The 20,458-nt window shown below is 46.1% G+C and carries 16 protein-coding genes and 2 tRNA genes; all 18 read right to left on the reverse strand.

Going from position 1 to position 20,458, the window contains the following annotated elements; genetic code table 11:
- Window positions 1-11: 11 nt before the first annotated feature.
- The gene (locus DW025_RS11240) at window positions 12-635 is read right to left on the reverse strand and encodes a CinA family protein (RefSeq protein ID WP_243104977.1); all 624 of its coding nucleotides are present in this window, start codon (window positions 633-635) and stop codon (window positions 12-14) included.
- A 14-nt stretch (window positions 636-649) separates the two neighbouring features.
- Window positions 650-1,870, reverse strand: a complete 1,221-nt coding sequence (gene tyrS / locus DW025_RS11245; protein ID WP_119999972.1) for a tyrosine--tRNA ligase — start codon at window positions 1,868-1,870, stop codon at window positions 650-652.
- A 146-nt stretch (window positions 1,871-2,016) separates the two neighbouring features.
- Window positions 2,017-3,798 carry an O-antigen ligase family protein gene (locus tag DW025_RS11250; protein ID WP_119999973.1) on the reverse strand — a complete coding sequence of 594 codons (1,782 nt, stop codon included), beginning with the start codon at window positions 3,796-3,798 and terminating at the stop codon, window positions 2,017-2,019.
- Window positions 3,799-3,813: 15 nt separating this feature from the next.
- A complete protein-coding gene (gene cls / locus DW025_RS11255; protein ID WP_119999975.1) occupies window positions 3,814-5,346 on the reverse strand; it encodes a cardiolipin synthase in 1,533 nt (510 codons plus the stop codon).
- A 13-nt stretch (window positions 5,347-5,359) separates the two neighbouring features.
- Entirely contained in the window at window positions 5,360-7,912 is a 2,553-nt protein-coding gene (locus DW025_RS11260) for a heavy metal translocating P-type ATPase (RefSeq protein WP_119999977.1), read from the reverse strand.
- Between the two features lie 65 nt (window positions 7,913-7,977).
- Entirely contained in the window at window positions 7,978-8,313 is a 336-nt protein-coding gene (locus DW025_RS11265) for a metal-sensing transcriptional repressor (protein WP_022216248.1), read from the reverse strand.
- Between the two features lie 323 nt (window positions 8,314-8,636).
- Window positions 8,637-10,208, reverse strand: coding sequence for a hypothetical protein (locus DW025_RS11270; protein ID WP_119999979.1), 1,572 nt, complete (start codon window positions 10,206-10,208; stop codon window positions 8,637-8,639).
- A 76-nt stretch (window positions 10,209-10,284) separates the two neighbouring features.
- Window positions 10,285-11,403 (reverse strand): ABC transporter ATP-binding protein, encoded by a 1,119-nt coding sequence (locus DW025_RS11275; RefSeq protein ID WP_330416385.1) that lies wholly within the window; start codon window positions 11,401-11,403, stop codon window positions 10,285-10,287.
- On the reverse strand, window positions 11,393-12,073 hold the full coding sequence (locus DW025_RS11280) for an ABC transporter ATP-binding protein (protein WP_015533878.1): 681 nt from the start codon (window positions 12,071-12,073) through the stop codon (window positions 11,393-11,395). The genes DW025_RS11275 and DW025_RS11280 overlap by 11 nt, the downstream gene beginning before the upstream one ends.
- A 3-nt stretch (window positions 12,074-12,076) precedes the next feature.
- Window positions 12,077-14,908 carry an ABC transporter permease gene (locus tag DW025_RS11285; RefSeq protein WP_119999981.1) on the reverse strand — a complete coding sequence of 944 codons (2,832 nt, stop codon included), beginning with the start codon at window positions 14,906-14,908 and terminating at the stop codon, window positions 12,077-12,079.
- Window positions 14,909-14,923: 15 nt separating this feature from the next.
- Complete coding sequence (locus tag DW025_RS11290) at window positions 14,924-17,374, reverse strand: biotin/lipoyl-binding protein (protein WP_119999983.1); 2,451 nt, start codon at window positions 17,372-17,374, stop codon at window positions 14,924-14,926.
- The gene (locus tag DW025_RS11295; protein ID WP_118758303.1) at window positions 17,374-18,405 is read right to left on the reverse strand and encodes an efflux RND transporter periplasmic adaptor subunit; all 1,032 of its coding nucleotides are present in this window, start codon (window positions 18,403-18,405) and stop codon (window positions 17,374-17,376) included. Before DW025_RS11295 ends, DW025_RS11290 begins: the two co-directional genes overlap by 1 nt.
- A gap of 139 nt (window positions 18,406-18,544) precedes the next feature.
- Window positions 18,545-18,628 (reverse strand) — tRNA-Leu (locus tag DW025_RS11300).
- Between the two features lie 71 nt (window positions 18,629-18,699).
- Window positions 18,700-18,783: transfer RNA gene (locus tag DW025_RS11305), tRNA-Leu, on the reverse strand.
- 83 nt (window positions 18,784-18,866) lie between these two features.
- On the reverse strand, window positions 18,867-19,172 hold the full coding sequence (locus DW025_RS11310; protein WP_015533881.1) for a hypothetical protein: 306 nt from the start codon (window positions 19,170-19,172) through the stop codon (window positions 18,867-18,869).
- A gap of 172 nt (window positions 19,173-19,344) precedes the next feature.
- Window positions 19,345-19,701 (reverse strand): 50S ribosomal protein L20, encoded by a 357-nt coding sequence (rplT, locus tag DW025_RS11315; protein ID WP_004849136.1) that lies wholly within the window; start codon window positions 19,699-19,701, stop codon window positions 19,345-19,347.
- A 22-nt stretch (window positions 19,702-19,723) separates the two neighbouring features.
- The gene (gene rpmI, locus DW025_RS11320; RefSeq protein ID WP_004849138.1) at window positions 19,724-19,921 is read right to left on the reverse strand and encodes a 50S ribosomal protein L35; all 198 of its coding nucleotides are present in this window, start codon (window positions 19,919-19,921) and stop codon (window positions 19,724-19,726) included.
- A 39-nt stretch (window positions 19,922-19,960) separates the two neighbouring features.
- A complete protein-coding gene (infC, locus tag DW025_RS11325; RefSeq protein WP_015533882.1) occupies window positions 19,961-20,455 on the reverse strand; it encodes a translation initiation factor IF-3 in 495 nt (164 codons plus the stop codon).
- Window positions 20,456-20,458 lie beyond the last annotated feature (3 nt).

Consider the following 20,458-nt stretch of genomic DNA (forward strand, 5'->3'; position numbering starts at 1 on the left):
ATAATTCAGTATTATGCCAATCTCTTCACAAGTTCCTCATAAATCTCCTCCGCCACAGCAAGCTTGTACGCAAGCCTTGTCGGCTGAACCGGAATCTCCACATAATAAGCTTCCACATCGCCATCTATGTCTATGGCAAAGTATACCTGTCCCGGAACTGAAACGTTAGGATTCGCCGGATCAACATTGCCCATTGTTCCAGTCACGCCGATCCCTATATTCGCATTATATGCCTTCCTGCACGCCTTCGCCATGGCACCTGCAGTTTCCTTTGAGTAGACTGTGTACTTGTCTATGATCTCCGCCGGAACTCCCTGCATGATCTTTGCCTCATTGCAGTAGGTGACAAATGCCCCCTTAAGCACAGCAGATGAACCTTCCGTGTCTGTGATGAGGGATGCAATCTGCCCCGAGGTGGCGGATTCCATGGTGGTTATGGTTAGGTGGCGGGAGATAAGAAGTTTGGTCAGCTTATGATAATTATCTCTGATTTTGTTCTCGTTATATTGTTCCATATATTTAATATTTCTGACTCCTTCACTATTATCATATATAATAACAGAAGTTATAAAAAAGGGAAGCTCATCGCTTCCCTTTTTGAATAACCACTGGCCATTCGCCTTGATATCGCTCAAAGCGTCAACGTCTCTTACTTACTAACCTTCCTGAAGTTCTTCTTACCACGTCTCACAACAACGCCCTCTCCGTCGAACTTCTCCTCTGGAATTGTAATCTGGACATCTGCGATCTTCTCGCCGTCCACAGCAACACCGCCCTGCTCTACGGCACGTCTGCCCTCGTTACGTGATGTAACAAGACCTGACTTGACGAGGACTGACACAATGTCAATAGCGCCGTCCTTGAAATCGTCTGCTGCAAGTGTTACTGATGGCATGTCTGCTGCAACACCCTTGGAGAACAGTGCTCTTGCACTCTCCTGAGCCTTCACAGCCTCCTCCTCGCCGTGTACAAGCTTTGTAAGCTCATATGCAAGGATCTCCTTTGCCTGGTTGAGCTGGCTGCCCTCCCAGCTATCCATCTTATCTATCTCCTCAAGTGGAAGGAATGTGAGCATACGGATGCACTTCAGAACATCTGCATCTGCCACATTTCTCCAGTACTGGTAGAACTCAAATGGTGATGTCTTGTTAGGATCAAGCCATACAGCACCCTTCTGTGTCTTACCCATCTTCTTGCCCTCTGAGTTGAGGAGAAGTGTGATGGTCATGGCGTATGCATCCTTGCCAAGCTTTCTTCTGATGAGCTCTGTACCACCAAGCATGTTGCTCCACTGGTCATCACCGCCGAACTGCATGTTGCAGCCGTACTTCTGGTACAGTGCGTAGAAATCGTAGCTCTGCATGATCATGTAGTTGAACTCAAGGAAACTGAGCCCCTTCTCCATACGCTGCTTGTAGCACTCTGCGCGGAGCATGTTGTTTACTGAGAAGCATGCTCCAACATCGCGGAGAACATCTACATAGTTCAGGTCGAGAAGCCAGTCTGCGTTGTTGACGAGAAGCGCCTTGTCCTCTGAGAAGTCTATGAACTTGCTCATCTGCTTCTTGAAGCAGTCAACGTTGTGCTGGATAGTCTCCTTTGTCATCATCTGTCTCATATCTGTACGGCCTGATGGATCACCGATCATGGCTGTACCTCCACCTATCAGCGCGATAGGCTTATTGCCTGCCATCTGAAGTCTCTTCATCAGACAGAGCGCCATGAAGTGGCCTACATGCAGGCTGTCAGCAGTCGGATCAAAGCCAATATAGAATACTGCCTTACCATTATTTACCAAATCTCTAATTTCATCTTCATCTGTTGTCTGCGCTATAAGCCCTCTGGCTACAAGCTCGTCATAAATCTGCATGTCCCTCTAGACCTCCTGTATTTATTTATTCAATGTGCGGTTCACTAGCACCACACAGGCAAATATTATAACATTTTGCTATGCACTGTGGCAAGTATATACACACAATTCCCTGTATTATTTTCTTATAAATCATCCTTCACACGTCATTTTCTGCCGCCATCTGCAAATTGGCATATATATCTCCGGCACAGACCTCCTGCCATTGCTATGAGCAGGAATATGTATGGCGTTGTAAGTGACTGGTTCAGATTGACAAATGCCTGAACGGCATACCCGATTATCCCGAACAGCACAGCTATCATACCGCCCTCATCCTCAGCATATCCCAGCAGGCACTCCAAGCCAGTCCCTGTCTTTGAACCTCTTACAGTTCTTGAATCTCTCGATGTCTTCTTCTCCTTCGATCTTTTTCCTGCAGATTGTCCGCTTGCGTTTTCATTCTCATTCATCACAGCTCCTGATACCGCAGTTCTCACAAGAGCACCACCTGTGGTAACCAGCAGTCCTACGTAACTCACTGCACCGAATATTCCTGTGGTTATCAGATACTGCAGATACTCATTGTGAGCATTATCATATATAACACCCACCGCATTCATCATATCGTCGTAGTATCTGTCAGTCATGATCGACTTCACCGATTCATTTCCATAACCGAACAGCTTCTGTGGAACACTGAAATCCCTGTACGCCTCCATGAGTCTTCTCCACACGAACCCCCTGTAATTCCCCCAGGAATCCTCAAATGAAAATATACCCATGTGGTTGTGCACCGCATATATCACTGCAGCCACGATGCCTGCAAGCGATGCGCCGACCGATACAGCAAGTGCTGCCTTTCCGCGGAACTTTACAGTCCACTTTGAAGCCAGCCTTATGGCCGCCCATACAACGAGAACGACCACGGACACTATCCACACCACCCGACTGTCACTCACAAAGCAGCTCAGTCCGTCAAGCTCCGAATATCCGCCGTCTGTCTGTCCCAGCATAATACTGATCGCCAGGACTCCGCACACCATGACCAAGCACACATCCGCAAATTCTCTTATCCTTCCACGGTATGACGCCCATATCCACGCAGCTATCATGGCACCGCCCACACCTGCGTATGCAAGGTTTGCATTGGATATGATCACCGCACCCGTTCCCGTGAGCACTGCGATAACTGCTGTTATCCTTATCAGTATGCTCTCTTTTCCCGCCGAGCTGATATACGCCCCGGCTGCCACCGGAACCAGCACGCACAGGAAGCTTGCAAATATGTCGATATTTCCAAATGTGGATATGTATACATTTCTAATGCTCTGCATCAGTCCGTCCCTGAGTCCAAGGAAATCATATCCCATGAACTGGCATATGCCGACAATTCCCACAAATGAGCCCGCAAGCATGAATATGACCACCACATACCGCCTTATCCTGCAATATCTCGCCATACACACATACAGGAAAAAGGTCAGCAGCACGAACTGAAGTCCGCACCTTCTGCCCTCCTCGCCTGTATATGCTGCTGCTTTATTCCCTGACATAAAGAATGCCATAACATTTGCCAGAACAAATCCTGCCATGAATATATCCATGGCCATGATATTATGCATATCCATAAAATGTCTCAGGCGTCCAATAAACCTGCTGCCATGTGCCGCCCCTGCTGAAGCATCCACATTCCCGCCTGAGCTCTGCGACCCATGCCCTGTGCTGACATTCCGTCCCAGCACATCCACCAGCACCGCCAGCACCATGAGCACCGCATATATGCACAGCGCAATATAGAACGCCCTGTACTTGGTTACTGTTATATCAAAATATTTGTCATGCATTATCAGGGGATATGCAGCCCCCATATATATAAGAAATAATGTGGTTATTCCGTTCTGAAGTTCCCGCCTGCCGTCTCCTGCAATGTTGTCTTTTCTGCCCATACGGCTATACTCCTTTTATAAAAGCGGTGACAATAATCTGAGTATCGCACCAAGTATATTCACCCTGCTTATGTTATTTCTGCACCACGGAATATCTATCTCCTCCGACTCGGCAAATGTATCCATCATATCCTTCTTCACATCTTCTATGGCCTTGCAGTCATACAGGAGAGTTCCACACTCAAAGTGGTGATAGAAGCTCCTGTTATCCAGATTGATGGATCCCACAGATGCAAGCTTGCCATCCATGAGCAAAGTCTTTGAATGTATAAATCCAGGCGTGTACTGATATATCTTCACACCCGCCAGAAGCAGCTCCTTGTAGCTGAACTGGGTCATCTTGTATATATATTTCTTGTCCGGGATGGCCGGCGTAACAATACGCACATCCACGCCCCTCTTGGCTGCCAGCTTCAGTGCCATCATGAGCTCGTTACACACGATAAGATATGGGGTAAATATATAAATGTACTCCTCTGCATCATTTATCATCTGCATGTACAGATTCTCACCCACATTCTCTCCGCTCAGAGGACTGGACTTGTACGGCTGAACATATCCGTCACTTACGCCACTATAGTCGATTTCCGCCGGTCTATAGTTGTTGTAGCTTCCCTCTGAATATCTGAAGCTGTTCCACATCTGAAGGAACATAACAGTGAAGCTCCAGGCGCCCTCGCCCTCAAGTCTCACTCCACTGTCCTTCCATTTGCCATACTTCTCTATCTTGTTGATATACTCGTCAGCCATGTTGTAACCGCCGGTGTGAGCTATCTTGCCATCAATAACAGTGATCTTCCTGTGATCCCTGTTATTGAAGATAGTGGCAAAGAATGGAACCACCTGATTGAACGCCATACATTTGATACCGTAGGATTCAAGTTCCTTCCAGTAATACTTCGGCACATTGAACACAGATCCGATGTCATCATACATGAACCTGACATCAAGTCCCTCTGCAGCCTTGCGCTTCAGTATCTCCAGTATGGTATCCCACATATATCCCTTGTCCACGATGAAATATTCCATGAATATATACTTCTCCGCGCTCTCAAGGTCTCTGATGAGATCCTCCATCACATCATCGCCTATGGCATAATATTTCACACTGGTGTGCTTATACAGAGGCGCCTCAGCCACATTCTCCATATAATTACATATCCTGTATGTAGGCTCCGACTTTAACTCCTCCGCCGGAACCCAATTGTCACCCTTGACGTTCTCATATACCTCCTGCTGGAGAACCCTCAGAAAATTCTTCCTGAGTTTTTTAGGTATCAGCACATGTCCATAGAGCACATACATGAGACCTCCCAGCACCGGGAATATGAGTATCGGCACCATCCATGCCATCTTTACCATAGGGTTAGTATCCTTTGTTATAAGATACATTACAACTATTACGCTGAGCAGCTTGAGAGCACCCGATATATAGATATATCTGTCCTGAAGAAAAACAACCCCCAGTATCATGATCGCCAACTGGACGACCACAAGAAAGCACGTTATTACCATTCTGCTTAGCAATCTGTTCAGTATCTTCTTCATATATTTCCTGCCTTTACTGAATTGATGTCACCTTATAATCCTGATCCTCTACTGTCTTCTTGAGCACGCTGTCATCAACGTCTGCCTTGAGAGTGACAACCGCTGTTCCTGTCTCATGGCTGACTACAGCCTCCTGCACCTGGTCAAGGGCCTCAAGACTCTTCTTGACTCTGGCTTCACAATGTCCACACATCATACCTTCGATCTTCATTGTCTTTGTCATAACTTTGTCCTCCTTGATTCTATATCTTTTATTTTTATCATAAATGTCTGTCAAATTCAACCTCAGCGCATTTGTAACAACACAAAAACTTGACAGGCTCATGGCAAACGCTCCGAACATAGGATTGAGCGTCCAGCCAAATATCGGGATCCACACGCCGGCGGCAAGTGGTATTCCAATTATATTATATATAAATGCCCAGAAAAGATTCTCTTTTATGTTCTTAACTGTTGCCCTGCTGAGTCTTATGGCCGCCGGAACATCTGTGAGCTCACTCTTCATGAGAACAACATCCGCAGCATCTATGGCTATATCCGTGCCTGCACCTATGGCTATTCCTATATTTGCCCTTGTGAGTGCAGGGGCATCATTTATTCCATCACCAACCATGATCACATGCCCCTTCTGCATGAGATCGCGCACAACGCTCTCCTTGCCGTCCGGACGCACGCCCGCTATTACTCTGTCCACGCCGACCTGCTCTCCTATGGCTTTTGCGGTTCTCTCATTATCACCGGTTAACATAACTACTGAAAGTCCCATTGACTGAAGCTGGCTTATGGCCTCAGCGCTGTCCTCCTTCACAGTATCCGCCACGGCTATTATTCCAAGGACTCTGTAATCTCCGTCAGCCTCCTCGGCAAAGAACATAGGTGTCTTTCCCTGCTGTGATACCTTCTCCGCACTGTCCTTCATCGTCTCAGGTACATCTGCATATCCCTTTATATAATCCATATTTCCGCCGATGATCTTTCTGCCGTTCAAACTTCCCATCAGACCGTTGCCCGCAACAGCCTTGAAATCGGATACCTCATAATTTTTATCCTTCTGTGCATCACCTGTCTGGTAATTCTCACTGTAGTATCCAACCACAGCTCTTGCCAGAGGATGCTCTGACAGCTTCTCCAGAGCCGCAGCCTTCTGCATCAGCTCGTCACCACTGACATTCTCGGCTGCCAGTATATCCGTCACTACAGGCTCTCCCTTTGTGATCGTTCCGGTCTTGTCCATGACCACTATGCTGCTCTTTCCTGTCTCCTCAAGGGCGGTCGCCGTCTTGAACAATATTCCATGCTTGGCACCTATTCCATTTCCCACCATGATCGCAACAGGTGTGGCAAGTCCAAGTGCACATGGGCAGCTTATAACAAGTACCGATATTCCTCTCGCCAGCACATAACCGGCATCCTTACCCACTATTATCCACACTATCATCGTGATAAATGCTATCAGTATGACAACAGGTACAAACACTCCCGAAACCTTATCAGCAAGCTTTGCTATTGGAGCTTTGGTAGCCGCCGCATCACTTACCATATCTATTATCTTGGACAGTGCGGTATCCGCACCTACCTGTGTAGCACGACATTTCAGATAACCCGACTGGTTGATCGTCGCCGCAGACACACGGCTTCCTGCAGTTTTATCCACAGGTATACTCTCACCCGAGAGAGCTGACTCGTCCACAGCGGAATCCCCCTCAAGGACTACTCCGTCCACAGGGACGCTCTCACCCGGTCTAACGGCAAATATATCTCCAACCGCAACTTCGTCTATATCCACGGTGACCTCCTCACCATCCCTGATGAGAACGGCTGTCTTCGGGGCAAGATCCATCAGACCTTTGAGTGCGTCCGTGGTTCTTCCCTTTGAATATGCTTCAAGCGTCTTGCCGACTGTTATAAGCGCCAGTATCATGGCCGCAGATTCAAAATAAAAATCATGCATGAGCGTCATGACACGCTCACCGTCACCTGCTGTCTGCGCCGCTGTCATGGCATAGAGCACGTACACGCTGTATATGAATGAGGCACCTGAGCCCATGGCAACAAGTGTATCCATATTAGGCGAGCCGTGTATAGCTCCCTTAAATCCACTCACAAAGAATCTCTGATTTATCACCATCACAATTATGGTTAGCAGCATCTGCGTGAGTCCCATCGCCACATGATTGCCGTCAAAGAAGCTTGGCAGCGGCCAGTTCCACATCATATGTCCCATTGATATATACATGAGGGGAATAAGAATTATAACTGCTGCCACCAGTCTCTTCTTCATTTTTCCAAATTCTTTGTCCGCCTCACTCTCACCGGAACCGCTGCTCTTCCCACCTGAATGTGAAGTATTTCCACCAGCGGATCTTCCACCCGCCAGACTCGCACCGTATCCTGCCTTCTCAACTGCAGCCACTATAGTTCCGCTGTCGGCTGTTCCATCCACCATCATGGAGTTGGTCAGGAGATTCACCTGACACGAGGTAACTCCCTCAACATTGGATACGGCCTTCTCGACTCTTGCACTGCATGCACTGCATGTCATTCCTGTCACATTGTACTTGTCCATATATTTCACCTTCCTTTATCAAGCATCAGTCAGTTCGTAACTGCACTTGCCAATAACTGACATATCTATTTCATAAGTCTGGTAACCGTATTTACCAGATCCTCTATAGTATCATCCTTGCCATTTCTTATATCGTCTGCAACACAGGTCCTGATATGTTCGGCAAGGAGCTGTCTGTTGAAGCTGTTGAGTGCCGCATTGATCGCCGACACTTGGAGCACGATGTCTGTGCAATATGCATCATTTTCCAGCATACTCTTCACGCCTCTTATCTGCCCCTCTATCCTGTTCAGTCTGTTGAGAAGCTTCTTATACTCCTCGTCTGTCCTTGTCCTCACCCTGGCTTCCACATCGCTTATCTCTCCGCCATGATGACAGCAGCATTTCTTCTGTTCTTCCATATATCTTTCCTCCAGCCTTATTGAACTCCAGCCATGCAAAATTTGCCTTCGGCAAATGGCTGGAGCTACATGTCAAGTTTTCATAGAAAACTTGACACATCCCTTGTACATCAGCCATTTCTGTTCACATTTCAAATGACGCTGCATATATGCCATCTGTTTATTATCTGCACATTACGGCTGTTAAATTCTCTTTTCATCCACGGATTATATACCCCCTAGGGGTATGTGTCAACAATAAAAAATCCTCATAGACCAATATTTATACCACTTTATCAGTCTATGAGGGTTTTTCTCCTTTAACCTATATGTCTGAGTTTTATTTACTCTGTTGTATCCTGATCGCCCATGTCGATATCAGCATCTCCGATATCAATCGCATCTGCGCTTGACTCATCACTGCTGTCTGCATCGTCAGTATCAGTTATATCAGTCTCATCAATGAGGCTGTCGTCACTTATATCAAAATCTGAATCACTGTCAATAACAGAATCAACTACAGATGAATCATATGTCTGCTGGTTCAGGACATCCTTAAGATCTATCATATCTCCTGTGGTAGCATCTAACATGATGAGCTGTATTGGATAATCCTTATCGAGGCTTCCATCCTCCATCTTGTCGCACTGTGCAAATACCCATACAGGGCTGTATGTGTACTTATCTCCATCCTTGAGCTTGTAGTATGTAAGTCTTACATCGTTGAACTCAATGGTGCTGTACTGTGTCTTGTTGTCTGTGTAATACTTATTTACAGCCTCCGGAAGCTTCTTGAGTGCATCATCCCAGCTTATAAGATCAACATTGTCCTTCTTGTCTCCTGTTGCCCTGAAGGAATCAAGGCAATATGCTGAGATAAGTCCATTGTCATCAATGCCGAGCTGGAATGTCTCATCCATGGTGTCATACCACGTTTCATCACTTGTTGCGAGTGTGTCAAGGCCGTATACATTAGGTGTATATGGAGCCACACCGTCCACAGAACGCTTATATGTTACCATGTAACCATTCTTCTCTGCGGCAACTGTGCTGTTTGATGCATCGCTGTAATCCCACAGCAGATCAAAATTACTTGTTTCTATGACATCTGAGATTCCACATGATGCAAGGAAATCTGTTCCCTTCTGCTCAGCATCTGCCGCACTGATAGAAGCTGTGTTTGCGGAAGCCTCCTCGTCAGAATATTCACTGCTGTAGCAGTATACACTTGTTGCGCCATCCTTAGGTCTGTACTGTATAAGCTGATCCGATGGATAGTAATCCAGTGAGAATCCACCGCCTGTGGACATGTCATCGCCACTTCCATAGAATGTTACAATGAACTCGTTGTCCCCTACAGATCCGACGAATGTGTCTCCACTGTAATCTCCGGCACCCTCTCTCGTATCAGACGCTGTCTTGAGCTGATCCTTGAGGGTCTTCATGTAATCCTCATAATAGCTCTTGTCATCATCCGATGTTGCCTGATCCATCATAGCCTGAAGTGAATCTATCTCTCTCTGTACATCCTCCTTGTATGGCTTATCCCAGTTATATACATATACACCGGCGCTCACGTCAAATATATTCTCGCACACACGCTTCTTATAGTCATTGTCTACATTGTTACGCTCATAGTAAAGCACTGACATCTTATCTGTGTCAGGCACCTCTATCTCTGTGGCATTTATGGATACATCTGTGAGACCTGTATCTGCATTGATACCCTCAAGCTTGCCATTGTATGACTCCGGTACGTCGAGTCTTGATGCCAGCTTACCGCCGCCACCGCCGTTCTCGTCGTCTCCCATGTTGTAATCCACCTTCTTCTTGCCACATCCTGTGAGCGCAGTTCCTGCCACAAGTGATGTCACCAAAAGCAGCGCCGCCGCTTTTTTGTAACCCGCTTTTCTCATATAAAATACCAACCTTTCCTTACTTAATTGAAGTAATTATAATATATTTTTCCCGCTGACACAACACCATCTGCTATCACTCTTTTGTGATGATGACCTTGCCGTCAACAACCTGAACCTTGACCTTATTGCTGTCGATTCCGGCAGCAGCCAGCATATCAGGGCTTATCTGTACACGATTTGCCTTATCGAGTATCGAGAACTCCTCATGTGAATCATCAGATGAGAAGCCATCTGTCGTCAGCTCGTTCATTCTGTCCTTGTAAGATTCCTTCATGATCTTCTCTGTGCTAATCTTGCCGTCCGCAATCATAACCACACGTCCCACCTTATTTGCAAGACTTATATCATGTGTAACTATGATTATCGTTATCCCGAGCTCTTCGTTCAGCTTTCTGAACAGATCCTGTATCATGTTGGATGTCTTGCTGTCCACGGCTCCCGTCGGCTCATCCGCAAGAAGTATCTTCGGATTATTTGCCAGGGCTATGGCTATGGCAACTCTCTGCTGCTCACCACCTGACATCTGAGATGGATATGAATTTATCTTGTCCTCAAGTCCCACTCTGCAGAGCAGATCATGGGCTCTTGCATACTTGTCTTCCTTGTTGCTCTTGTCGAAGTACATAGGTACCTGAACATTCTCTATGGCTGTCATATATGGCAAAAGGTTTCTGGAGTTTTTCTGCCACACAAATCCTACAGTGTGCTTTCTGTACTCCACAAGCTCCTTATCCGTCATCGCAAACAGATCCTTGCCGTCGACATACAGCTTTCCGGCCGTAGGTCTCTCAAGTCCTCCGATCATATTGAGGAGTGTGGACTTTCCTGATCCCGACTTTCCGATGACCGCCATGAGCTCGCCGTATTTGATGTTGAGCTCCAGCCCCTGAAGAGCCATGACCTCCACATCGTCAGTCTTGTATATCTTGACAAGGCTGTCACACTCTATGATATTCTCCTCCGAGCCAAGGCGCTCCCCGCCGGATTCTTTATCTGTGCCAGCCTCAGGATCTGCTTCCACGGCTTTCCCGCTGTCAGTGCCCTCGTCTTCCTGAAGATCCATGCCGTACACGAACTCCTGCGCCTCCTGGCCATCCGTGTTCTCCATGTCCTGTGTCTCCACATCCGGTGCTATAGTTTCAGGCTCCACAGCATCGTTCTTCTTTTTTCTGAATAAATGCTTATCGCTCAACTATCTCACCATCCTCTATCTCATATACTACATCACCGAGCTCCATAAGCTTCGGATCATGTGTCGTCATGACTATCGTTATTCCTTCCTTGTACACCAGCTCCTGGAACAGCTTCATCACCGCAAGTCCCGAAGCCGTATCAAGGGCTCCTGTAGGCTCATCAGCAAATATTACCTTTGGCTTATGAGCCACCGCTCTGGCTATGGCAACTCTCTGCTGCTCACCACCTGACATCTGATTCGGAAAATGCGTCATTCTGGATGACAGACCCACCAGATCGAGCACTTCTTTTATACGGGCATCCCTGTTGCCCTCATATTCCGCAAGTCTGAGTCCGAAATCGACGTTCTCATATGCACTCATAATCGGGATCAGGGCAACCGACTGGAATACAAATCCTATATTGTATCTTCTCAGCTTCTCCTTTTCCTTCTCGTTCATCTCGCTGTACACGTGGCCGCCGACTATCACTTCGCCCTCAGTAGGCTCATCCAGCGCGCTCAGGATATTGAGCAGTGTCGTCTTACCCGATCCTGAACGACCTTTGAGTATAGTGAGCTTTCCAGCCGGGACTGTTATATCTATTCCCTTGAGTGCATAGAAATCTTCTCCGCTTCCAAGTCTGAAACAGCGTTTGATTCCATGTGCCTCTATCATAATTTCATCCATAGATTAATCCTCCCCCAGCTTTAATGCCTGTGTTATATTCATCTTCTTCAATATAGTTCTTATGACTACGAAACATACAACAAACATAAATACAACAACCGCTGTGAGCTTTATGATGTCGTAAGGATCCACAGCTATCGATATCGCTATGTTGTGTGATTCCGGCAGATAAACCACGGCAACCAGCTTGACGAAAAGCGCCGTAGCCGCAGCACCAACTCCGTATCCCGCCAGACTGGCAAGTACCGAGCTGAATATCTGCTCATTTATGAGCATCTTGTTGATTTCACGCATGCTCATACCCATAGCTCTGTAGATACCAAACAGAAGTTCTCTCTGTTTGATGGATGTTATCCAGTATATCAGGAATCCCACCGTACAAAGTATGATCGCTATGATAAATGACAGTGAGAACAGACCATTTGTTATGAGCACCAGAGGTGACTCCTGCATCTCTGACACATCCTTATCCACACTCTCATACTGCACTATATTGACATCCTCATCACTGAGTGCCTGAAGTACATCCTTGTAGTCCACACCATCCTTGAGATGCATCCATACCTGGTATGGTGTCTGACTGAATGCACCAACAACATATGCATAGTTGGCAACTACGAGGTATCTCTCCACCTCCTGCATCTCTCCCTCGGAATCCTTCTCATACACATACTGTTGGAATCCTGGGAATGCATCCACTATGGCACATACCGTTCCGCTAGGAGATGCGATCTCCTCCTTCTCCTTGCTTGCAATAGGACTGTATCTCGCATAGTTTATGGAATCTCCAACCTTTATATTGTACTTCTTTGCAAGGTTTGATGAAATGATGACTCCATTCGACACTGTTGCAAGATCATTCAGGTAATTGTACCAGTGCTCCTTGTTGAGTCCGCTCTGCAGTCTGGCCGTCTCACCGAACTCCTTGGTGTTGATACCCATGAGTACGCTGCCCGCCAACTCCTCGCCGCCCGCTTTTATGACGGTATTGTCGTCGTATATGACTCTTGTCACCTTGTCGCACAGGCTGTCCTCGAGCTTTGTAAATCTCTCAAAATCCTGCTCTGTGTAATACCAGTGGGTCTTCTTGTCTTTGTCTATGTATGTTCCTCTGGTCCACTGCTCCTGTACCACAAGATCCGTTCCCAGATTGTAATCTATTCGCTGTGTCTTGTTCTTATTTATGGTTCTTGCCATGTTCGAGTTGAACATACCCATGGCTATTGTCATTACAAGGAACACTGATATGAATCCCTGCTTCTTGACCGTACGTGTGATCTGCAGGAATGATGCGTACACAGCCGGTGACCATCTCTTTCTTCCGATCCTGTATATCAGTCTTATCAGGTATTTGATGAGTCTGAGCACCAGAAGTCCCACTGCAAATATAAAGAGTGAGGAGTTCAGGAAGATGACCGGATCAGGTCTTGAACCCGCAAGTATATCGAGTGCTATCGTCGATTTCTGCTTGTTGTAATTGTACAGGAGGTATATTGAAAGTGCCACAAGGATGACGTCCACAAAGAACTTCTCCCAGAATGGCTTGTAATTTACCTTTCCTGTTCTGCTCTTCTGCTCTACTATGGAGTTCTTGGCGTATTTGAACACCGGAAGTGTCACAAATAATATAGCTATAACAGCGGCAGCCAGACTGTATACTATCATCCACGGATCTACTCCATAGAAATGTGTATCCTTAAATCCAAACTGCAGGAACGAATCCGTGCTTGCCGCAAGCTTACACAGAAGATATCCTATAGGGATTCCTATCACTATGGCTATCGCCGACAGTATCGCCGACTGTCCAAGGTATATTCCGAGAACCTGCTTCGTGCTGGTACCACGGCTCTTGAGCATGGCGATCTCTCCATCCTCCATCTCAAGTATCTGACTTGATACCATGTAAATGAATGCCAGAAGCAGAACCAGTATTGGGAGCTCCAGAACCCATATGATTATACCGATGGTTCTTGCATCGCCTTTATAATCTATGAGCACACTGCTGAAATTCTGCTCAAAATATTTATCTGACTTCTCAAATGACTGGAGATAATACAGCGTGTCCATGGCATTCTTGTGTGTTATCTGTGAGTAGTCAAGCATGACGTGATCCACGTAGTATATTGTGAGGAAGCCGTACTTGCCTATCATGTCGTTGAAGTCATCCTTCTTCACATATACCTCGCTGTCGAGATCTGCAAGCTGGTCATACCAGAAGCTGTCTGAGTAATCCTTCTCCTCAAATACACCTACGATCTGATACTTCATAGGATTGCCCTGTGAGTCAACGGCATCGCTGAGTCCGGTATCTATGCTGAATACCTCTCCAACGACAAGGCCGTATTTGTCAAGGTTTCTCTGTGAGATGATACAAGGATACACACCATCCTCTGTCTTGGCATCCTCGAGTGACGTCCCATATGTTATGTTCACATGATCCTCTATCTGTGGCATATATGTCATGTTGAAGCTGGTCCTGTGATTCAGGTTGCTCTGGGTGTAACCCGCCTGAAGTGACAGGCTGGTCTGCTTCTGCAGAGCATCTATCTCCATGTAGTAGTTCCACATGTCCTCATATTTGCCGATCCTGCCAAGCACTGCATCGGCATCGGCATAATCGTCTACCGCGCATGAGCCTGATCTGCCGATAGTTGCCGGATACTTGTTCTGCTCTACCATCGCCGCGTCAAACTTGGACGACATGAGCATATCCAGCGCTCCGTTTTTGAACATTGGGTTGCACGATGCAACAGCCACCAGCAATATGATTCCAAGCAGGAGACATGCATTTAACCACTTCTTGTTCAATAATTTATGTGATAAAAATTTAAACATTATATCTCCTCTCTGCTACTCTGCTGTTGTCGCATCTCCGCCAGATGAATCCGATCCGCCATCCGACTGGCTGTCTGCGCCTGACTTTGAATTATCGGAACCATCTGATGAACTCGATGAGCCACCGGTGGATGTTGCTCCTGATTCCTTAGCTATGACATCGCCCTCTGAAAGACCTGACAGTATAACCGTCTTGGTCTTGTCTGCCTCGCCGAGAGTGACATACTGCTTTATGATCTCATCATCCTTGATGAGCCATACATAGTCATACTCATTTGAATTGTTCTTGCTCGTCTCATGATAGATCATGTTGTTAGGTATCATGACTACGTTCTCATAGGACTTTGTCGGGTAGCTGACCTGATATGACTTCGGCTTCTTGTAAAAGCTTGCATCATCAACCTTTATATAATACTTCAGTTCATCACTGCCTGAACACTTGGTTACGTGAACCCCGCCCTCTGAATCAGTACTGATATATGACTTGGAGCTGTCTCCGGTGCTTCCGACACACACTCCGCTTATCTTTTTACCGCTGTTGTTCTTATTTGATATTGAAACCTTCTGGTTTACAGCAAGTTTTCCCTCTGATATGGATATCGCCAGGATCACATTGTCGTTGCTTCCGACTGTGAGTACATTTGCACCTTCCTTGACAGCCACATCAGTCTTCGCGCCAACCGAGAGGACTGTTCCCGCCTGGTCAGCGTAGACAGTTATCTTTCCGCTTCCATCATTGTTCTTGTTGAGCTTTTCTCTCTGTGCGTTTAAGCTCTTAATGGTTGCATTGTGTGTATATATCCTAAGATCCTTGTTGTATGTAACAACATTTCTCTGACACACGAGCTGCTCCGCCATGTAGAGAGTGTTCTCTGCATCCGTCGGCGTTGCCACCTTACCCTTCTGGTATCTCGTGATCTCATTTGTAAGCTCATTTATCTGATCATCAAAATCCTTGAGATCCGAACTGTAAGTCTGGTTCTCCTCGCTGATCTGGTTATCTATATCCTTGACCGCCGCTGTTCCGCCGCCACTGTCAATGACAAACAGCACATCCCCCTTCTTAACCTTCTGGCCCTTCTTGACGTTGAGTGACGTGAAGCGTCCATCGCATGGTGCAGTGTAGCTGACACTGTTGAGGTCCTCCACCGAGAACGAATCGCTCTTCACCGTTGCTGTCTTCGTATATGAATCGAGTGCCACCGTGTATTCTGTGTAATCACTAGGCATGACCGCATCTGAAGCGTAGTAGACAAGATCGCCTTCCCTGAGTCCGCTGACTACCTCTGTGTAGTTATTGTCGCTGGCACCGGTCTCTATATCCCTGCGCTCCTTCTCACTGGAATCTGTCTTGACATATACAAATTTCTGGTTGTTCTCCTCGTATATGGAATCATTTCCCACTGTGAGTACGTCCTTTGCATCGGATGTACTGAAATACAGTGACACCGTGTTGCCCACGCTGAGGATCTTATCTGCATCCTTCACACCCTTGAGCTTAAATCTTGTGTATGGAAGACTTGACTTGCTCTGTGCCACAGCTATCTCCTGATTGGTGTAGTTGTATGGCACTATGTCATACTGCTTTCCATTTATCACAGTGTACATGTTCTTATACATGCTGTATGTATTCTTCTTGAAGCTCTCACCGGTTATCTCTATATATGGATCACTGTAATCTGAAACCACGACCACGTTCTCACCGCCGCCGACAGTATTCTCACTGCCGCTTATCTTCTTGGCGTATGTTACCGTGCCCGGACGGTCTGCCTTGAGCGTTCCGCTCTGCTTGACCTTGTCCTCATCCTCGTCCTGCTGTGTGAGCTTTTTCTGCTCATACTCATATAAAAGATTATCGTACCTGTTGTTCTCCTCATTTATGGCTTTTTCTGTTCTGGCCTCTGCAGCGCCCTTTGAATCACCGATCTCTTCGCACGCCTTTATCTTCCAGTCCAGCTCAGCCTGATTCTGCTCATATATCTTCTGCTTGATCTCATGTGAATACTTCTTCACATCCTGGGAATCAGCTCCCGAGCTGTCATCCCCATCCATCGATGTTGAAGAATCATCCACTATTGAGCCTGAATCTGTACCACTGCCATCGTCTCCCGATGCTGTGGATGCATTGCTGTCGGTCTCTGCAAGAACCGTGTCCTTCTTGACCTCATCGCCCACATTCACATACACCTTTGACAGAGTCACAGATGTGTCATAGTAATAACAATAGTCAGTTGGGACTATCGTTCCGGTCTTGATGACCTTTTTGCCTATATCTCCATATGTAACCGGTCTATATGCCTCGTTTGTACTTACAGGTTCAACGAGCTCAGGAACCTTCTCGCTGTTCTCCTTGCCACAGCCCGCCATTCCTCCTGCCATGACAAATGACATTACAAGGCATGCTATTCTGGCGGTCATATTCTTTTTTGTCCGTGTGCTGCCTTTATGCATAATATTCTGTCTCATCAATTTATCACCACCTGCTCTCCGGCCTTCAGTCCTGATTTGATAACTGTATAATCATCCACCGTATCTCCAACGGTAACTTCTACCGCATTCCTGTATCCGTCCTCATTTACAGTGTACACATACTTCTTCTCATCCGAGCCGTCAAACACAGCCTTTTTATTCACATATACAACGTTCTTTACAACCGGCTTATCTATGACCATCTTGAGGGTATCCGCTTCGGTCACTCCGGTCATATCACTGACAGGCTGAAATGTAAGTTTCTGCATCTCCTCTCCGGTGGCAGAGCTTGTATACTTCTCACACTTCGTGAGCTTCAGTGTAAATGTTGCCTCCTGAAAATCAGCATCGTAGGTCTGCCCCTCCTTGAATTCGTATGAATCCGCAGTCTCTGATACATAATCAGACGAACCCGAATCCACCGTTATGAGCGTATCACCCGCTGTGACATATCCATACTGCAGATCTGAGTTGACATAAGTCACTGTTCCGTCCTTGTCTGCAATGACCTGATAGTCCTTCATTCTCTCGTTCTGCTCTTTGATGTATGTATCCGCCAGATCCATATCCTCCTTCGCCGCGGATATGTCACTGGAGTAATCCTGGCTGCTGTCTATGCTCGCCAGCCTGTTGTAATGGTCTATAAGAAGCTGATCCCGCTCCTTCTGATCCGTATACTGATCTATGGTCTTCTGGATATCCTTGGCCTCAAACTGGATCATCACATCGCCTTTGGCCACCTTATCGCCCTCTTTTACCTTGACCTCCTGAACCTTGTAGTCAGACTGCTGTATCGAATAATCTTTGCTGCTGTAACCATCAGGCTTGAGCTCCAATGTCAATGAGGACTGGATATCTCCGCTCTTAACCTGATCCGTATTGAATTCCACCTTGCTATACGGCTCTATATTTATTCTGGAACTTCCTGTCTGTCCACCGGTACTGCCTCCGCAGCCAACCAGCGACACGGACATCAGACCGGCAATCGCTGCCGCCAGAACCTTCTTATTGAATATCGCTTTTGACACGCTATATTCCTCCTGTTTTTATGAATATATTTGATTCTACCCCCTGTCAGCCCATATATCAAGGAAATCTCCCGGGAGTTAATATTAGTTAAAAAAAAAGAGAAAGCTTATGTTTTAAGCTTTCTCTCGAAATAAAAAATGCGGGAGATGGGACTTGAACCCACACGCCGTTTCCAGCACTAGATCCTTAGTCTAGCCTGTCTGCCAATTCCAGCACTCCCGCATATTCTATATGTAATTGATAACCGCCCATTCTCTCACATCCGAAATTCCATAGGACTTTCAAAATAAAAATGCGGGAGATGGGACTTGAACCCACACGCCGTTTCCAGCACTAGATCCTTAGTCTAGCCTGTCTGCCAATTCCAGCACTCCCGCATATTTATGTGATGTCGACTTCTGTGCTCGTCACCAACGAATAAGATAATACCATCTATCGAATACAAAGTCAACAACTTTTTTCAGATTTTTATCATATTAGTGAGCTTTCTGTCCACATCCTTCATAAGGTACTCCTTGAACGCTGTGTAATACTCATGTGTGAACTGTGTATACAGAAACTTATTCCAAAGATTACTGCAGTATGTACTGTCAAAATCATAATATGAATCAGTATATACCAGACCATTGCTGAACCTGGTCACATCCAGATACGGTTCCTTTCCTGCATAGTTAAGTCTCATAACGAGGTTCTTCTGCTCACTACAGCAAGCAAAAGTCTCAAGAAACATCTTCATCTGATCCTTTGTTATTCTCTCTACGAACATATGTGCCTCCTACTCTGTGTCTTTACTCTCATTGGTCATCCCCTTAACCTCTATAATTATAGCATACGCCTCCGAATTATAAAACCTTTTCGCGCAACAAAAGAACCGGATGTGTAAGTTTATACCACATCCGGTTCTTTTTACTTATATATAGAAGATTCTATATTCTATATTATGATAACTGTGCCTTTGCAACCTCAACAAGCTTTGCAAATCCCTCAGCATCGCTGATAGCCATCTCTGAGAGCATCTTTCTGTTGATGTCAACACCTGCCAGCTTAAGACCATGCATAAGCTTGCTGTATGAGATATCGTTCATTCTTGCTGCTGCGTTGATACGAGCGATCCAGAGCTGTCTGAACTGTCTCTTTCTCTGCTTTCTGCCAGCGTATGAAGATGTAAGTGCTCTCATAACTGACTGCTTTGCTACTCTATACTGCTTGCTTCTTGCTCCTCTGTAGCCCTTTGCAAGCTTTAATACCTTATTGTGCTTCTGCTTTGCGTTCATTCCGCCTTTAACTCTTGCCATTGGTTTTCTTCCTCCTGATCTATTAGATATAAGGTAATATCTTCTTCATTACCTTCTCGTTTGTTGCGTCTGTCATTGTAGCCTTTCTAAGATTTCTCTTTCTCTTAGTGGTCTTCTTTGTTAAGATATGACTCTTATAAGCTTTAGATCTCTTTAAACCGCCGTTAGCTGTTTTCTTGAAACGCTTAGCTGCTGCTCTTTTTGTCTTTAATTTAGCCATTTTACTTACTTCCTCCTTGAATTATATGTCTATAATAATTTAACGCTTTTGTGTTAAAAACATTATCATGCTTCTTCCTTCAAACTTAGCAGGCTTATCGATAACTGCTATCTCTGCAAGCTTCTCAGCAAAGTTGTCAAGAATAACCTTTGACTGCTCTACATGCGCAAGCTCTCTTCCCCTGAATCGCAGTGTAACCTTAACCTTATCGCCATGCTCAAGGAACTTTCTTGCCTGATTGATCTTGGTATTAAGGTCATTCGCATCGATGTTCGGTGAAAGTCTGACTTCCTTGACTTCCATGGTCTTCTGCTTCTTCTTGGCCTCTTTCTCTTTTCTGGCCTGCTCATAACGATACTTACCATAGTCAACTATCTTGCACACCGGTGGCTGTGCCTTAGGTGCTATCTTCACAAGATCAAGTCCTGCATCCTGGGCCATCTTGTATGCATCCCTGGATGACATTATTCCAACAAGCTGACCATCCTCTCCGATGAGTCGTACCTCTCTGTCTCTAATCTGTTCGTTGATCATTAA

This window comes from Coprococcus sp. AF38-1, assembly GCF_003603945.1.
Taxonomy (GTDB): Bacteria; Bacillota; Clostridia; order Lachnospirales; family Lachnospiraceae; genus Coprococcus; species Coprococcus aceti.

Coding starts and splice junctions, on each gene's coding strand:
- tyrS (WP_119999972.1), bottom strand. CDS start 1,870: ATGCAGATTTATGACGAGCTTGTAGCCAGAGGGCTTATAGCGCAGACA.
- DW025_RS11250 (WP_119999973.1), bottom strand. CDS start 3,798: ATGGGCAGAAAAGACAACATTGCAGGAGACGGCAGGCGGGAACTTCAG.
- cls (WP_119999975.1), bottom strand. CDS start 5,346: ATGAAGAAGATACTGAACAGATTGCTAAGCAGAATGGTAATAACGTGC.
- DW025_RS11260 (WP_119999977.1), bottom strand. CDS start 7,912: ATGGACAAGTACAATGTGACAGGAATGACATGCAGTGCATGCAGTGCA.
- DW025_RS11265 (WP_022216248.1), bottom strand. CDS start 8,313: ATGGAAGAACAGAAGAAATGCTGCTGTCATCATGGCGGAGAGATAAGC.
- DW025_RS11270 (WP_119999979.1), bottom strand. CDS start 10,208: ATGAGAAAAGCGGGTTACAAAAAAGCGGCGGCGCTGCTTTTGGTGACA.
- DW025_RS11280 (WP_015533878.1), bottom strand. CDS start 12,073: ATGGATGAAATTATGATAGAGGCACATGGAATCAAACGCTGTTTCAGA.
- DW025_RS11285 (WP_119999981.1), bottom strand. CDS start 14,908: ATGTTTAAATTTTTATCACATAAATTATTGAACAAGAAGTGGTTAAAT.
- DW025_RS11290 (WP_119999983.1), bottom strand. CDS start 17,374: ATGAGACAGAATATTATGCATAAAGGCAGCACACGGACAAAAAAGAAT.
- DW025_RS11310 (WP_015533881.1), bottom strand. CDS start 19,172: ATGTTCGTAGAGAGAATAACAAAGGATCAGATGAAGATGTTTCTTGAG.
- rplT (WP_004849136.1), bottom strand. CDS start 19,701: ATGGCAAGAGTTAAAGGCGGAATGAACGCAAAGCAGAAGCACAATAAG.
- rpmI (WP_004849138.1), bottom strand. CDS start 19,921: ATGGCTAAATTAAAGACAAAAAGAGCAGCAGCTAAGCGTTTCAAGAAA.
- infC (WP_015533882.1), bottom strand. CDS start 20,455: ATGATCAACGAACAGATTAGAGACAGAGAGGTACGACTCATCGGAGAG.